Genomic DNA, 15,285 nt, shown 5'->3' on the forward strand with positions numbered 1-15,285 from the left:
AGGTAATTAATTTCGGTAATTAATAAATAACATGCGTGCCGGGTATTCCGGCACGCTGATATGGCTATTTAAACTAATTAACTTATTGGAACTGATAGGCCACAGATAAACCCACACCATAATTACGGCCAGGCGCTGGCTCGTAATAGCGACCATTAGATTCGTTCACAATCACCGAACCCACATATTCACGGTCAAACAGGTTATCAACGCGGCCAAAGACATCCATTTTCCAGTTGTCGGCGATGTTGAATTTATAACCGGTATTCAGGCCTACCACGGTCCACGACGGCGCTTTGGCGGTATTTTCGTCATTGGCCATGATATCGCTCAGATAGCGAATATCGCTGCCCGCGTACCAGCCCATCTCCGGCTCATAGCCAAATGAGACGTATCCCATATTACGGGCGATGCCCGGAATACGGTTACCGTTGCAGTTGGCGTCATCACAGACGTTACTGCGGTAGGTCGCGTCCAGCCACGTCCAGGCAGCTTTCAGTTTCCAGCTTTCACCAAACTGCTGATCGAGCGACAACTCTGCGCCCTGGCGACGGGTTTTACCGGCGTTTTTATAGGTGGTACGCCCGCCACTGCTGGTGTCGGTTACGATTTCATTATCGGTGTCGGTCTGGAACAGGGCGGCGGTCAGCAGGCCGTTGCCAATACGTGTTTTACTACCGATTTCGACGGTTTCGTTAGTCGATGGCTCAAGGCCAAAGTTCAGCCCGCTCTGGTTATCCGGACGATAGGAAAGCTCGTTGATGGTTGGTGTTTCAAAGCCGCGTCCCGCTGAGACGTATACGTTCCACGCATCGGTCACCGCATATTTCAGAGAGCCTGCCGGAAGCCATTTATGGTAGCTGGCATCGCCGCTGTCGTCGTCGTTACCCGGCGTGACGTAGGAATCGTTGGAGTCGAACCACACTGAGCTATAGCGCACACCCGCGTCCAGTGACAGTTTGTCGGTGAGCTGCCATTGGGTTTGTAAATACGGGTCGAGGTCCCACATCAGGTTACGTTCGTTACGGCGCATTGCGCCTTTCTGCCCGTAGTCCGGCACGCCGTTATCCATCACAAAGTTTTCGTAACCTTTGCGCTTCTCGCTCATGTTTTCGTAATCGAGGCCGGTGGTAAACGTGACCGGCACAAGCAGTTCGCCGCGGTGCGTCCAGCGGGTATCAATGCCCTGATAGTGGCGGTCGAGGTCGATCACGCCGCCGGAGTGTGAAGGTTTGAGCTGCGGCCCCATTGGGATCGACTGATACTGTGTGGTCTGGCGTTCCCCGGCGTACATCATCACGCTAAGGTCGTCGTTTTCGCTCAGCTGGCGTTCATAACGCATACCTGCCTGGGTCTGTTTTATATCTTTGCGGGTGTTGTACTGATCGCCACGCGGCGATTGCTGCGGATCGGCGCGCCATTCGTTGTAGCTCAGGCCGCCCGGATCGTTAGCTTTGATGTCTACGCTGTTGAACATCAGGGTCAGTTTGCTGACGTCATTAATGCGCACGCCGAGTTTGGCGTTGGCGAGGTTTTTACGCGCGCCGCTATGATCGCGATAACCGTGGGTGTCAAACCGCGTGGTGGAGACAGTGTAATCCACGTCTCCCGCTTGCGTACCGTCGCCGACTGCGCCGCTGGCTTTCAGGCCATAACGCCAGCTGCCATAGCTGCCGTAATAGCTGCTGGCTTCAATGGTGGTCGGTTGCTGGCCGGTGTCGGTCGTGACGTTCATCACCCCGCCGGATGAGTTACCGTACAGCGCGGAGAATGGGCCGCGCAGCACTTCGATATTTTCGACGCTGCTGATGTCGATGTTTGAGGTCTGACCCTGGCCGTCCGGCATCGTGGAGGGAATACCGTCCACATACAGACGAATGCCGCGTACGCCGAAGGTCGAGCGGGAACCGAACCCGCGGATAGACAGCTGTAAATCTTGGGCAAAGTTCTGACGATTCTGTACCTGCAGGCCGGGCACCGCACCGAGGGATTCAGACAGATTCACGCGCGGCGTAGCGTGGCGCATATCGTCACCATTCACCACGCTCACGGCGGCGGGTGTATCGAGTTCAGAGACGATTTGTGGGCTGGCAGAGACAACCATGGTCTGTTCATCGGCGGCGAATGCGTCAGGCAGTGGAAGAAGCGGCAAAAGTAATGCCGGGAGCGCGGCCCTGCGGACAGTAATGATTTTCATGCAATTCTCGTGATAATGAACCAAATGGAACAACTGCGAATATGTTAATGCTTTTGTAAATTATTTGAAAATCATAACGGCACTTAACGTTAAACGAAGGTTTAACAATGGCACATTTCCAGCGAAACAGCGGAATTATCACTGCCCTTTCAGTGCAATAATGATTACTATTCTCAACAACTAACGTAGCGCACAGACGCTACGAGCAGGAAGCATGTCGGGCAATACACATTTTTGTCTTTAAAAAAGGGAGTCGTCATGTCTTTACGTCATATGTCCATGCCGCGTTTACGCCGTTCACTGCTGTTATCATCACTGCTGCTCGCGGGCTCATTCAGCGTCCATGCGGCGGATGAAATGCTGCGCAAAGCCGTCGGCAAAGGGGCTTACGAAATGGCGCTCAGTGAGCAGGGAAATGCGCTGTGGGTAGCCACTTCACAGAGTCGTAAAACCGACAAGGGCGGGGTGATCTACCGTCTCGACCCGGTAACGCTAGAGGCAACTCAGCTTATTCACAGCGATTTAAAACCGTTCGGCGCGACGATCGATAACCAGACGCAGACCCTGTGGTTTGGCAATACCACCAATGGCACCATTACCGCCATTGATGGCAAAACCGGTGACGTGAAAGGGCGCGTAGTGCTCGATTCGCGCCAGCGCAGCGAAACCGTTAAACCGTTACAGCCACGCGAGCTGGCGTCTAACGACAAAACCAACACCGTGTACGTGACCGGCGTCGGCAAAGAAAGCGTGGTATGGGTGATTGATGGCGCAACGCTGAAGCTGAAAGCGACCATTAGCGGAACAGGTAATCGTAGCACTGCTCTGGCGCTGGATAACGATGCGCAGCGTCTGTATACCGTGAGCGCTGACGGCGAGCTGATCACCATCAACACCGCCAGTAACAGCATTCTGACGCGTCAGAAACTGGTGGATGACGGCAAAGAACACGCCTTCCTGAATATCGCGCTGGATACCGCGAATCACCGCGCCTGGATCACCGATTTCAAACAGCCGGCGCTGTTGGTGGTGGACTACCGGGACGGCAAAGTGCTGAACAAAATTGCGGTGCCAGAATCGCTGGCCGTGAAGTTCAACCCGGCGCGCAATGAAGTTTATGTGACTCACCGCAAAGCCGGGAAAGTCAGTGTGATTGACGCGAAAACCAATAAAGTGGTGAAAACCTTCGATACCCCAACGTACCCTAATAGTCTGGCGCTTTCCGCCGATGGCAAAACGCTGTACGTGAGTGTTAAGCAGGAATCCACTCGCGAGAAAGAAGCCACGCAGCCGGATGATGTGATTCGGATTACGCTGTAATCCACAAAAAAAGCCGCTCAGTTGAGCGGCTTTTCGCAGGCCCGGCACGCTTTCGCCGCCGCTTATGCTGACCGGGTCAGCAACTACTTCACATCGTCCGGATGAACCGGCGCGGTACTGTGAATTTCATTCACGCGTTTACGCACGCCAAACCAGCCCGCGACCAGTAGCACGGCCAGCAGCGGAATCGAGCCGATGGTGTAGGTGCCGTTCGGGTAATCGAAGGCCATCAGCACCAGCACGCTGAACAAGAACAGCAGCGTCAGCCAGGAGGTAAACGGCGCACCCGGCAGCTTGAAGCTGACGTCAGCGCATTTCCCTTCCTTGATGAACTTACGCAGGCGCATCTGGCATACCACGATAAATGCCCAGGAAGCGATGATGCCGATAGACGCGATGTTCAGGACAATCTCAAACACCTGTGAAGGTACCAGATAGTTCAGGAACACACCAAAGACATAGACCACCAGCGTCGCAAGGATCCCGGCGTAAGGCACCTGTTGTTTGCTCATTTTTGACATGAACTTCGGCGCGGAACCGCCCATCGACATAGAGCGCAGAATACGGCCCGTCGAGTACAATCCGGAGTTCAGGCTGGAGAGGGCTGCGGTCAGCACCACCATATTCATCACGTCGCCAATATAGGGCACGCCGAGCTTCGAGAAGAAGGTCACGAACGGACTTTGTCCAGCCTGATAGGCATTCCATGGCAGCAGCAGAACCAGCAATACAACAGAGCCGACGTAGAACAGACCTATACGCCAGATAACGCTGTTAATCGCTTTCGGTACCATGGTCTGCGGATCTTTACATTCCCCCGCAGCAGTCCCGACCAGTTCAATAGAGGCGAAAGCAAACACCACACCCTGAATCAGCACCAGCGCAGGCAGCAGGCCATGCGGGAATAAACCGCCATTATCGGTGATTAAATGGAAGCCGGTGGTGCCGCCGTCAAGCGGCTTGCCAGTGCCGAGGAAAATAGTCCCGACTATGAGGAATGCGACGATCGCCAGCACTTTCACCAGTGCGAACCAGAACTCCATCTCGGCGAACCACTTCACGCCAATCATGTTCATGGTGCCGACAATCGCCAGCGCACCGAGCGCAAAGACCCACTGCGGTACGTCGCCAAAGGCGCCCCAATAGTGCATGTACAGTGCGACGGCGGTGATATCGACTATCCCGGTCATCGCCCAGTTAACGAAATACATCCAGCCCGCCACGTAGGCGGCTTTTTCGCCGAGGAATTCACGTGCGTAGGACACGAAGCTGCCGCTGGACGGACGGTGAAGGACCAGTTCGCCGAGGGCTCGAAGAATAAAGAAGGAGAAAATACCGCATACCAGATAGACGATGGCGAGGGAGGGGCCAGCCATCTGTAAGCGTGCACCGGCGCCCAAAAACAGACCGGTACCGATTGCGCCGCCAATGGCGATCATTTGAACCTGACGGTTGCCTATTGCTTTGTGATAACCCGCTTCATGCGAGTTCAGCCAGCGGCGTTTAGCTGCGTGATGCTCCGCCGCGCTGTTGTTTTGTGTGGTCATTGTAGTATCCCATTTACCTGTCTTTACCCCAATCAGGGTCCAAAAAGTACCGCCGCGTTTAAACGATTGCGTGGCAGCACACAATTCTGCCTTTCTCAACATTCTGACGCAGAGATAAGGCAAAACATGGCGCAGCATCGTACCTGCAAATGGTAAGCGACGCAAAACTTACCCGCCGATCCAGTGACGGATGTCGTAACATTTCGTGTGGTCAGATCTGCTGTTTAATTGGAAACTAATAGCATAACTAATCGGGATAGATTCCAGTAAGTTACGCCAGACGTAGCGCATCAATCAGTAACGCAAATGCCGCGGTGTGCTGGCGTCTTCCTGGGTAGTAGAGGTAATAGCCGGGGAATGGCGGGCACCACTCTTCGAGTACTCTCACCAGTTTTCCTGATGTAACTGCGTCGATAATGGTGTCTTCCGGAAGGTAGGCAAATCCGAGTCCGGCCAGCGCGGCGCCGATGCGCTGCGGCAGGGTATTGAGCGTCACTTGTCCCTCGACCCGCACCCGTAAAATCTGCTCGCCCTGTTCAAACTCCCAGGCATACAGACCGCCGCGCGTCGGCAGACGCATGTTAATGCAGCGGTGCTCCTCCAGCTCGCGCGGGGAGAGCGGGGTCCCAAACTGTGCGACATAATCGGGCGACGCCACCACCGCCATGCGCATCTCCGGACCGATTTTCACGGCTATCATGTCTTTCGCCACTTGCTCGCCCAAGCGAATGCCCGCATCGAAACGTCCGTCGACGATGTCCGTCAGACCGTTCTCAACCGTGACTTCAATATTAATATCAGGATAACGCTGCATAAACGGTACCAGAGCAGGCCACAACAGCGAGTTCATCGCGTGCTCCGCAGCGGTCAGACGAATATTTCCGGTCGGTTTATCACGCAGTTCGTGCAGCGTGAACAGCTCTTCTTCGATTTGCTGGAGCTGTGGGCCGAGGCGCGTCAGCAGTTTTTCACCGGCTTCAGTCGGCGCGACGCTTCGGGTGGTGCGGGTCAACAGGCGAACGTCGAGACGCGCTTCGAGATTACGCATTGCGTGACTGAGCGCTGATTGCGATACGCCAAGCTGCGCCGCCGCCCGGGTAAAACTGCGCTCACGTGCCACGACCATAAAGGAGAGCAGGTCGTGAATGTTCTCTTTCAGCATCGTTTACCTCATTCATGAATTACATTCATAGTTCCATTCTGATTATGCAGTCTAATCCTCAGAGGCGATCCGCGCTACGCTAAATACATCAACCAGGAGGAAGTATGAAAATTATTCGTAGTGGTTCACTGCCGTCCGTTACTGGACCCGATCAATGGTTTACCGGCAAGGTCAGAATTGATGCACCGTTTCAGGCAACAGAACCGGCAAAAGTCGGTGGGGCAACGGTAACGTTTGAACCGGGCGCACGTACCGCATGGCACACGCATCCGTTGGGGCAGACACTGATTGTGACGCAGGGTCGCGGCTGGTTGCAGGAAGAAGGGAAAGAAGCGCAGGCGCTGAATCAGGGCGATATCGCGTGGATCCCGCCAGGTATCAAACACTGGCACGGTGCAAGTTCAGAAACGGCGATGACGCATATCGCCATTGCTGAATCCGAGAATGGCTCGCCCGTGACTTGGCTTGATAAAGTTTCGGACGAAGAATACGCCGGACGCTAATTAGCGAAGTATTTCATTACCGTTGATGCAGGCCTGGAGAGTAAATTCAGGCCTGCATTCGCTTTTTTATTGCTCGGAGGGAGTAAGCTTAATACTCAAAAATAACGATTCCAGCCTAAGGAAAGCGCGAGCAATGACGTTAAAAATCAGTGTGCTACTAGCGAATGCTGTGGCAAGTCAGAGCGTTTCTCCGTCAGCAAAATCCCGATAAAATAATGGGCTGCCATTGTACCGGCGCGTGGGGCCGATTGTGGTTGCCAGAGGTCATCACGCCAGCCGCAGGGGATACGTTCGTATTCGAATAAATACCAGGCGAGCGCTTCGTTTCATTTTTGGGCAATAAAAACGGGGGGAAGGTGAGGATTAACGTGGTTGGCACCAGTGGTGTGGGAAAATCTACGCTCGCTCGCCGTCTGGCAATGCACTTAAATGTACCCTATATCGAAATGGATACACTCTACTGGCGTCCACAGTGGCAGGGCACACCGGATCATGAACTGTTCGCCAGACTGGCTGACGTGTTGGCGGCCAGTGAAAGCTGGGTGCTCGATGGCAATTATAACCGTACACGTCCGGTGAAATGGCGCAATGTGGAAATGATCGTGTGGGTGGATTATGGCTTCTGGCGCACGCTACGTCAGGCTGTTGGTCGGGCACTGTCGCGAGCGTGGACGAAACAGGAACTGTGGCCGGGCACTGGAAATCACGAAAGTTTTCGACTCTCTTTTTTAAGTCGAGACTCGATTATTTTATGGACGCTAAAAACCTGGCATAAAAATCGTCAGCGTTATTTGGCCGATATGCACGACCCACAATTTGCCGGGCTGACCTTCGTCAGGCTGCGAAATCAGGCCGATACTGATGCTCTTATTGCAAAATTGACGGTAAGCGCTAACAACTGATATCTAATTTTGTGCAGAGCAAATGTAAATAAATTGTTTCTCACGCGGCCCAAGCCCTTCTAATAATGCAGACATGTTCCTCATCAAGAGCCTGCGACATGTCTTATCGAATCAGCATCCTGGATAAAAGCCCACTGGCAGATGGCGAGACCGCATCTCAGGCACTGGCACGCACGTTAACACTGGCGCAACAGGCTGACGCCTGGGGCTATCACCGTTTATGGATTGCCGAGCATCACAACACGCTACAGCTGGCGAGCCCTTCTCCGGAAGTGGTGATTGGCTGGCTATTGGGGCAAACGCAACGTATTCGCATCGGGTCCGGCGGCGTGATGCTCCAACACTACAGCCCATACAAAGTGGCGGAAAACTTCAATCTGCTGGCGTCGCTAGCCCCGGGGCGCGTTGATTTGGGCGTCGGCAAAGCGCCGGGCGGTTTACCGCATTCCACTCTCGCGTTGCAGCATGGCGTAGATCCGCAGCAGAAGGGGACGTTCGCCGATCAGCTCGCGCAACTGGACAACTGGTTATCGCTGACGCGAGCGGAAAGCGCCGATGCGGTGCTGGCGACACCTGTTCCACCGCAGCGCCCGGACGGTTTTCTGCTGGGGGCTAGCCTCGAAAGTGCCGAGCTGGCCGCCCAACTCGACTGGAATTTTGTTTTTGCGGCGCACCTCAACGGTGACAAAAATTTACTGCGTGATGTTCTGACTCGCTGGCGCGACCGCAGCTTGCGGGATGCGATAGTCGCAGTCCAGGTGATTGTCGCGGCGGATGCGTCACAAGCCGTGAAGCTTGCCGCACAGGTGGAGGTCTGGGGCGTGCGGCTCGAAAACGGCCAGCGCGTGTCGGTGGCCAGCCAGCAACAAGCCGACGCTTTTGCGCATCAGGCGGGCAGCCCGGCGGTGGAAATTGTGCGCCGAGAATCGGCCGTTATTGCGGGCACTGCGCGCCAGGTTCATAACCAACTTGATACGCTGCATCACACCTTTGGTATCGATGAATTCATTATCGACACCCCGGTGGCTGAAGGTGCGGCCCGTCTGGCGTCGTTGCGCCTGCTGGCCGAAGAACTTAACCGCGCGGAGGTGCTGTCATGAGCTTAGAACAACAGCTGATTACCTGGCGGCGCGAGCTGCACCAGTTCCCGGAGCTTTCTTTACAGGAGGTGACGACCACCGCGCGCATTCGCGACTGGCTGCAAAGCGCCGGGTTGTCGATTTTGCCCTATGCGTTGAAAACCGGCCTGGTGGTTGAGATTGGTCAGGGCGAAAAAGTGATAGCGCTGCGCGCAGATATCGATGCTCTGCCGATTGACGAGGCCGCAGACGTAGCGTTCCGTTCGCAAAATGCAGGCGTCATGCACGCCTGCGGCCATGATATTCACACCAGCGTGATGCTTGGCGCGGCGCTGCTGCTCAAAGCCCGCGAAGCACAGTTACCGGGGCGAATCCGTATTCTGTTTCAACCTGCCGAAGAGAATTTTGGCGGCGCAAAAACGCTGATCCGCGCCGGCGCGCTGGAAGGTGTTTCCGCCATTTTCGGTATGCATAACGAACCAGGGCTGCCGGTGGGCGCCTTTGCCACTCGCGGCGGGGCGTTCTACGCCAACGTAGATCGTTTCGTGGTGCGGGTGCACGGAAAGGGCGCCCACGCAGCCCGTCCTCATGAAGGACAAGATGCGATCCTGCTCGCCAGCCAGTTGGTGAGCGCTCTGCAAAGTGTCGCCAGTCGCGAAGTAAACACCCTGGATTCGATGGTGCTGAGCGTGACGCGCATTCAGGGCGGCAATACCTGGAACGTCCTGCCAGAAAACGTCGAACTGGAAGGTACGCTGCGCACCCATCGAACCGACGTTCAGCAGCAGGTTAAAGCCCGAGTAAGCGAAATCGCCGCCGGGTTTGCTGGCGCGTTCCGATCGCAAATTGACGTTATCTGGCACGCGGGGCCAACCGCACTGGTGAATACTGCCAAATGGGCAGAATTCGCCACCATCGTGGCCGACGAGGTGGGTTATCACACCACGACCGCAGATTTACACATGGGCGGTGAAGATTTTGCCGTGTATTTGCAGCAGACGCCTGGCGCCTTCGTGAGTATCGGCAGCGCCAGTGAATTTGGCCTGCACCATCCGGCGTTTAATCCGGATGAAAAACTCATCGCTCCGGCGGCGCAGTATTTTGCAACGCTGGCAGAAAAAGCCTTACAGCACCTTTAATTTTATTCTTAATTTTTATTACCGGCAGGGTAAGGGGTCATTATGTCAACAGCACGGCAATTACGGCTTGGTACGATATTACATGGTGCATCTGGCAATATGTCTGCCTGGCGTCATTCGGCGGCGCAGGCCGACGCCAGTATTAATTTTGATTTTGTGAAACAGACGGCGTTAAAAGCGGAGCAAGGCAAGCTGGACTTTATTTTTGTTGCCGACGGTCTGTATATCAATGAAAAGTCGATCCCTCATTTTTTAAATCGCTTTGAACCGCTGACCGTCTTATCGGCGCTGGCGAGCGTGACGCAGCATCTCGGTCTGGTCGGCACGCTGTCGACATCTTATAGCGAACCGTTTAGCACCGCCCGCCAGTTCGCGAGCCTCGACCATTTGAGCAATGGCCGCGCGGGCTGGAACGTGGTGACGTCGCCCCTGGAAGGGTCGGCGAAGAACTTTTCCCGCGCACAGCATCCCGAACACGCGCTTCGCTATCGCATCGCTGATGAATATTTGCAGGTGGTAAAAGGGCTGTGGGATTCCTGGGAGGACGATGCGTTTGTGCGTAACAAGGCCAGCGGGCAGTTCTTCGATGCATCAAAACTACACACCCTCGATCATCACGGTGATTTTTTCCAGGTTACCGGACCGCTGAATATTGGCCGCACGCCCCAGGGCAGGCCGATTATATTTCAGGCCGGATCGTCGGATGACGGCAAAAAATTAGCCGCCACGTATGCCGACGCTATTTTCACCCATCATGAATCCCTGGCAGAAGCGCAGGATTTTTATCGCGATGTGAAAAACCAGCTCGAAACTCATGGCCGTCGTGCAGATGAGTTGCATATTTTCCAGGGCGTGAGTGTGATTGTCGGGGATGACACCAATGATGTGGAACAGCAATATCAGACTACCGCCGCACTGGTGACAGAGGAAGACGCGCTGAATTATCTGGGGCGTTATTTCGAACATCACGATTTCAGCCAGTATCCGCTGGATGAACCTTTCCCTGAACTGGGCGACCTCGGGCAGAACAGTTTCCGCAGCACCACGGATGAAATCAAACGCAATGCCCGTGTGCGCGGGTTAACTCTGCGCCAGGTGGCGCTGGAAGCCGCCAGCCCACGCCCTCGATTTTCCGGCACGCCGGAGGAGGTTGCCGACGGTTTACAGCTGTGGTTCGACAGCCACGCAGCGGACGGGTTCATCATCCAGGGCGGCACGCCGGACACCTTCCCGCGCTTTGTCGACCGGGTTGTGCCGTTGCTGCAGGCGCGTGGCCTGTTCCGTCAGGATTATCCTGGCACGACGCTTCGTGAAAGCCTCGGGCTGACGCTGCCCGTCAATCAGTTCACAAAACAATAAGAGAGACTGCACCATGCAAAAATCATCGCTACTGCTGGCAATCGCGCTGGCATTTTCCGGGCTGGCGCAGGCCAGCGACGTCACCGTTAACGGTACAGGCGTGAGCGTCGAGGCCAATAAAACGCCGGTGAATACCGATAAAAATCCGTCGGCGATAGCTCAACTACCTGCGGGCTTTAAACCGGCGGTGCCGGGCAAATTCACCGTTGCCGTGGCGGGCCTGAATCAGCCGCCGCTGACCGTATTTTCCGATGACAACAAAACCCTGCTCGGTAGCGAAGTGGATATCGCCCGTCTGGTTGCCGACAGTCTCGGGCTGCAGCTCAACGTGGTAGTGACCTCTTGGGAAGACTGGCCACTCGGCGTGGCCTCCGGCAAATATGATGCCGCAGTCAGCAATATTACGGTGACCAAAGAGCGCAAAGAGAAGTTTGATTTCGCCACCTACCGCAAGGATTCGCTGGGGTTCTACGTCAAATCGGGCAGTTCAATTGGCAAGGTTGAGAAAGCGGAAGATATTGCCGGATTGCGGATTATCGTCGGTTCCGGTACCAACCAGGAAGCCATTCTACTGGCGTGGAACGCGGAAAACGTCAAAAAGGGCTTAAAACCATTTATCCCGGTCTATACCAAAGATGATGCAGCGCAAACCCTGGCGCTACAGTCCGGACGCGCCGATGCCTATTTTGGTCCGAACGTGATTGGTGCGTGGAAAGCGGCATTGAACGGCAAAACGCAGCTGGTCGGCAGCGTCGACGGCGGCTGGCCAAAGGCCGCACACATTGCCGTGACGCTGAAAAAAGGCAGCGGTTTAGCCGAACCGGTGCAAACGGCGCTGAACGGCGTTATTCAGAAAGGGGACTATGACAAAGTGCTGAACCGCTGGGGCGAAGGCGTGGAACGCATTCCGCATTCTGAACTCAACCCTGCCGGACTCGGCGACTGAGGAATTTAACCATGACTGAACGCTTTCGTGATGTTTCCCCGGAAGATGCCGAGCTTGAGCCGATTTTAGACGGTCTGTTTGCCGAATATGCCGCGCGTTACGGCGACTACTTTTCACGTGATGCGGAAGTGGAACAGACCGAGTGGTATCTCGCCCCGCAGGGGCTGTTTATCGTGCTGGAGCGCGACGGCGCGATCATCGCCACCGGGGCATACAAACCCTATGACGAGCAGACCGCGGAAATTAAACGCATCTGGACCGACAAAACGCTACGCCAGCAGGGACTCGCCGGACGGGTGGTGGCCGAACTTGAACGTCGGGCACGGCTCGCGGGCTATGTGCAGATATACCTGACCACCGGTTTCCGCCAGCCGGAAGCAGTGCGTTTGTATCTCAGCCAGGGCTATCAGCCGCAGTTCGATCTCGATCGCAACCCGGAAGAGTACAGTCGTCCGCCGTTTGACGGTCGGCTGCGTTTCACCAAAGCGCTGGCGCAGCCGGTGCTCAGCAAAAGTGCCTGAGGAGTGACGATGAAGAGCAACGAATCCATCAAAGTGGTGCCCGCGCGATACCCGCTGCGTATCGTCGGGGCCGGCGTGGCGCTGCTGGTGCTGGCGATTGTGGTGCAGTCGGTGGCCTTTAATCCGCGCTGGGAATGGGCCGTGTTTGCCCGCTGGTTCTTTGACCCGGTGATACTGGAAGGGCTTGGGCAAACGCTGCTGTTAACGTTGCTCGGCACGGTTCTGAGTGTGATTTTTGGTGGCCTGCTGGCGCTCTGCCGGCTGTCATCCTCCTGGTTGCTCAGTAGCCTGGCGTGGGCGTACATCTGGCTGTTCCGCTCGTTGCCGCTAATCGTGGTATTGATCGTGCTGTACAACTTTTCGTATCTGTACGACACGCTGTCGGTAGGCATTCCGTTTACCGGGATTACGTGGGCCAGTTACCAGACTATTAACGTGCTTGGCCAGTTTTCAACGGCGGTAGTGGGTCTGACGCTGGTGCAAAGCGCCTACACGGCAGAAATTATTCGCGGCGGTTTTCTTGGCGTCGACCACGGGCAATATGAAGCCGCGTCGGCACTCGGTTTACCCACCTGGCGACGTACGCTGCGCATCATTTTACCGCAGGCGCTACGCACCATTTTACCGTCCGGTTTTAACGAAATTATCAGCCTCGCAAAGGGCACCTCGATGGTGTACGTGCTGGCAATGCCGGAGCTGTTTTACACCATCCAGATGATCTACAACCGCACGCAGGAAGTCATTCCACTGCTGATGGTTGGCGCAGTCTGGTATCTGGTGATCACCAGTTTCCTCTCAGTCATTCAGTATTGGGTTGAACGGGCGCTGGCGAAGAGCGAACGCCGTTCCGCCGTGAACAGCAACCGCAGCCACGTCGCGGTGTCTACCACCACACCAACCCCGGAGGCGGCCCATGCTCAACTCTCCTGAAGGTCATATTTCGATTACCGGCGTCAGTAAATTTTTCGGTCGCCATAAAGCGCTGGATAATGTGTCGCTGGAGATCCCGCCCGGAACGGTGACGGTGATTTTAGGCCCGTCAGGATCGGGAAAATCGACGCTGCTGCGCACGATTAATCATCTGGAGCGCGTCGATGAAGGGTTTATCCAGATTGATGGGGACTACATTGGCTATCGCCGTCAGGGCGAGAAGCTGTACGAACTCAAGGAAAAAGAGATCCTACGCCAGCGCGTGAACGTCGGTTACGTGTTCCAGAATTTCAATTTGTTCCCGCACATGACGGTGCTGGAAAACCTGATTGAAGCGCCGGTGGCGCATCGCCAACTGAACCGCAAGCAGGCCACGGAACGCGCTTATGCATTGCTTGACGTAGTCGGCCTGCGCAATAAGGCCGATGCCTGGTCGCGTCATTTGTCGGGTGGGCAACAGCAGCGCATTGCTATCGCACGGGCGCTGGCGCTCAACCCGCGGGTGATGCTCTTTGATGAACCAACGTCGGCCCTCGACCCTGAACTGGTGGGTGAAGTGCTGGACGTTATCAAAAAGCTGGCGCGGTCGGGCACTACCCTGGTGGTGGTCACCCATGAGATTGGTTTTGCGCGTGAAGTGGCAGACCAGGTGGTGTTTATGGTCGACGGTAAAATCGTCGAGCAGGGCGAAAGCGATGCGGTGTTGAATCGACCGCAGCACCCGCGTACCCGACAATTTTTATCAAAGGTATTGTCATGAATAAATGGATGTTACTGGGTGGGTTGCTGTGTGCCACCTCGGCGATGGCAGAAGGGCGCATTGACCTGAAGGCTAATGAGCAGCCGCTGCCGGTAGTACGCGATGAGGCGGCGATCGCAAAGATCCCCGCCAGCTATAAGTTTGTCGAACCGGGCACGCTGACGGTGGCGATCTCTGCGCTAAATTCACCGCCGCTGGCGCTACTGGCTAGCGATAACCGCACCAGGATTGGCAGCGATCCGGATATCGCCCGACTGCTGGCGGGTAGCCTTGGCCTAAAGCTGAAACTGGTGCCGACGGCGTGGGAAGACTGGCCGCTGGGCATTACTTCCGGGCGCTATGACGTGGCGCTGGTGAACATTGCGGTCACTGAACAGCGCAAAGAGAAGTTTGATTTTGCGACTTATCGCGTCGATTCGCTGGCGTTTTCGGTGAAAACGGGCAGCCCGATAACGACGGTTAAGGGGCCGGCCGATCTCTCCGGTAAGAAGGTGATTGTCGGTTCTGGTACGAATCAGGAACGCATTTTACTCGGCTGGAATGCAGAGAACGAAAAGGCAGGCCGTACGCCTGCGCTGCCGGTGTATCTGACCGACGACGCTTCCGCCAATCTCTACATTCAGTCCGGACGCGCCGACGTGTTCTTCGGCCCGCAGTCCGTTTCGGCGTATAAAGCGGCGTTGAGCGGAAAAACGAGCGTCGTGGGTCTGGGACCGAAAAAAGCCTATGTTGCGACCACCACCAAAAAGGGCAATCAGCTGGTATATGCCCTGCAAGCGGCGCTGAACGGCAGCATTGAACGCGGTGAGGTGCAACGCATTCTGGTGCGTTGGGGAGAAGGTGACGAAGGTGTAGCGCAGTCCGATGTTAACCCGCCGGGGATCACCTATCCATGATTGGCTTTCACCGGCGAACAAGCG

General features: G+C 55.6%; 14 protein-coding genes and 1 pseudogene. 12 read left to right on the top strand and 3 right to left on the bottom strand.

The genetic code is table 11. The features are described from left to right. Window positions 1–82: 82 nt before the first annotated feature. Window positions 83–2,197 carry a TonB-dependent receptor PqqU gene (pqqU, locus tag MUU46_RS21805; RefSeq protein ID WP_258966685.1) on the bottom strand — a complete coding sequence of 705 codons (2,115 nt, stop codon included), beginning with the start codon at window positions 2,195–2,197 and terminating at the stop codon, window positions 83–85. Between the two features lie 258 nt (window positions 2,198–2,455). Here pqqU and yncE point away from each other — a divergent pair, with 258 nt between their 5' ends. Continuing rightward, window positions 2,456–3,517 (top strand): 7-bladed beta-propeller protein YncE, encoded by a 1,062-nt coding sequence (gene yncE / locus MUU46_RS21810; protein ID WP_258966686.1) that lies wholly within the window; start codon window positions 2,456–2,458, stop codon window positions 3,515–3,517. Window positions 3,518–3,600: 83 nt separating this feature from the next. On the opposite strand, the gene ansP is transcribed toward yncE, so the two are convergent. After that, window positions 3,601–5,064 carry an L-asparagine permease gene (gene ansP / locus MUU46_RS21815; protein WP_159759124.1) on the bottom strand — a complete coding sequence of 488 codons (1,464 nt, stop codon included), beginning with the start codon at window positions 5,062–5,064 and terminating at the stop codon, window positions 3,601–3,603. Between the two features lie 271 nt (window positions 5,065–5,335). After that, a complete protein-coding gene (locus tag MUU46_RS21820) occupies window positions 5,336–6,226 on the bottom strand; it encodes a LysR family transcriptional regulator (RefSeq protein ID WP_258966687.1) in 891 nt (296 codons plus the stop codon). A gap of 104 nt (window positions 6,227–6,330) precedes the next feature. Here MUU46_RS21820 and MUU46_RS21825 point away from each other — a divergent pair, with 104 nt between their 5' ends. The 11 genes and pseudogenes from MUU46_RS21825 (at window position 6,331) to MUU46_RS21865 (ending at window position 15,261) form a co-directional block, all read left to right on the top strand. Then, on the top strand, window positions 6,331–6,729 hold the full coding sequence (locus tag MUU46_RS21825) for a (R)-mandelonitrile lyase (protein WP_258966688.1): 399 nt from the start codon (window positions 6,331–6,333) through the stop codon (window positions 6,727–6,729). Window positions 6,730–6,896: 167 nt separating this feature from the next. Beyond that, window positions 6,897–7,034, top strand: a pseudogene (locus MUU46_RS22910) (MBL fold metallo-hydrolase); the annotation flags it as partial. 51 nt (window positions 7,035–7,085) lie between these two features. Continuing rightward, window positions 7,086–7,631, top strand: a complete 546-nt coding sequence (locus MUU46_RS21830; protein WP_159759130.1) for a P-loop NTPase family protein — start codon at window positions 7,086–7,088, stop codon at window positions 7,629–7,631. A 98-nt stretch (window positions 7,632–7,729) separates the two neighbouring features. Continuing rightward, the gene (locus MUU46_RS21835; protein ID WP_258966689.1) at window positions 7,730–8,731 is read left to right on the top strand and encodes an MsnO8 family LLM class oxidoreductase; all 1,002 of its coding nucleotides are present in this window, start codon (window positions 7,730–7,732) and stop codon (window positions 8,729–8,731) included. After that, the gene (locus tag MUU46_RS21840) at window positions 8,728–9,849 is read left to right on the top strand and encodes an amidohydrolase (protein ID WP_258966690.1); all 1,122 of its coding nucleotides are present in this window, start codon (window positions 8,728–8,730) and stop codon (window positions 9,847–9,849) included. The genes MUU46_RS21835 and MUU46_RS21840 overlap by 4 nt, the downstream gene beginning before the upstream one ends. Window positions 9,850–9,891: 42 nt before the next feature. Continuing rightward, complete coding sequence (locus MUU46_RS23130) at window positions 9,892–11,208, top strand: LLM class flavin-dependent oxidoreductase (protein ID WP_509908885.1); 1,317 nt, start codon at window positions 9,892–9,894, stop codon at window positions 11,206–11,208. A 13-nt stretch (window positions 11,209–11,221) separates the two neighbouring features. Beyond that, window positions 11,222–12,154, top strand: a complete 933-nt coding sequence (locus MUU46_RS23135; RefSeq protein WP_509908886.1) for an ABC transporter substrate-binding protein — start codon at window positions 11,222–11,224, stop codon at window positions 12,152–12,154. A gap of 11 nt (window positions 12,155–12,165) precedes the next feature. Further along, entirely contained in the window at window positions 12,166–12,675 is a 510-nt protein-coding gene (locus tag MUU46_RS21850; protein WP_159759140.1) for a GNAT family N-acetyltransferase, read from the top strand. 9 nt (window positions 12,676–12,684) lie between these two features. Then, window positions 12,685–13,605 carry an amino acid ABC transporter permease gene (locus MUU46_RS21855; RefSeq protein ID WP_258966691.1) on the top strand — a complete coding sequence of 307 codons (921 nt, stop codon included), beginning with the start codon at window positions 12,685–12,687 and terminating at the stop codon, window positions 13,603–13,605. Beyond that, window positions 13,589–14,365 carry an amino acid ABC transporter ATP-binding protein gene (locus MUU46_RS21860; protein WP_159759144.1) on the top strand — a complete coding sequence of 259 codons (777 nt, stop codon included), beginning with the start codon at window positions 13,589–13,591 and terminating at the stop codon, window positions 14,363–14,365. Before MUU46_RS21855 ends, MUU46_RS21860 begins: the two co-directional genes overlap by 17 nt. 44 nt (window positions 14,366–14,409) lie before the next feature. Further along, window positions 14,410–15,261 carry a transporter substrate-binding domain-containing protein gene (locus tag MUU46_RS21865; protein WP_258966835.1) on the top strand — a complete coding sequence of 284 codons (852 nt, stop codon included), beginning with the start codon at window positions 14,410–14,412 and terminating at the stop codon, window positions 15,259–15,261. Window positions 15,262–15,285: the final 24 nt, after the last annotated feature.

The sequence above is a fragment of the Scandinavium tedordense genome, assembly GCF_024764965.1.
Lineage (GTDB): Bacteria > Pseudomonadota > Gammaproteobacteria > Enterobacterales > Enterobacteriaceae > Scandinavium > Scandinavium tedordense.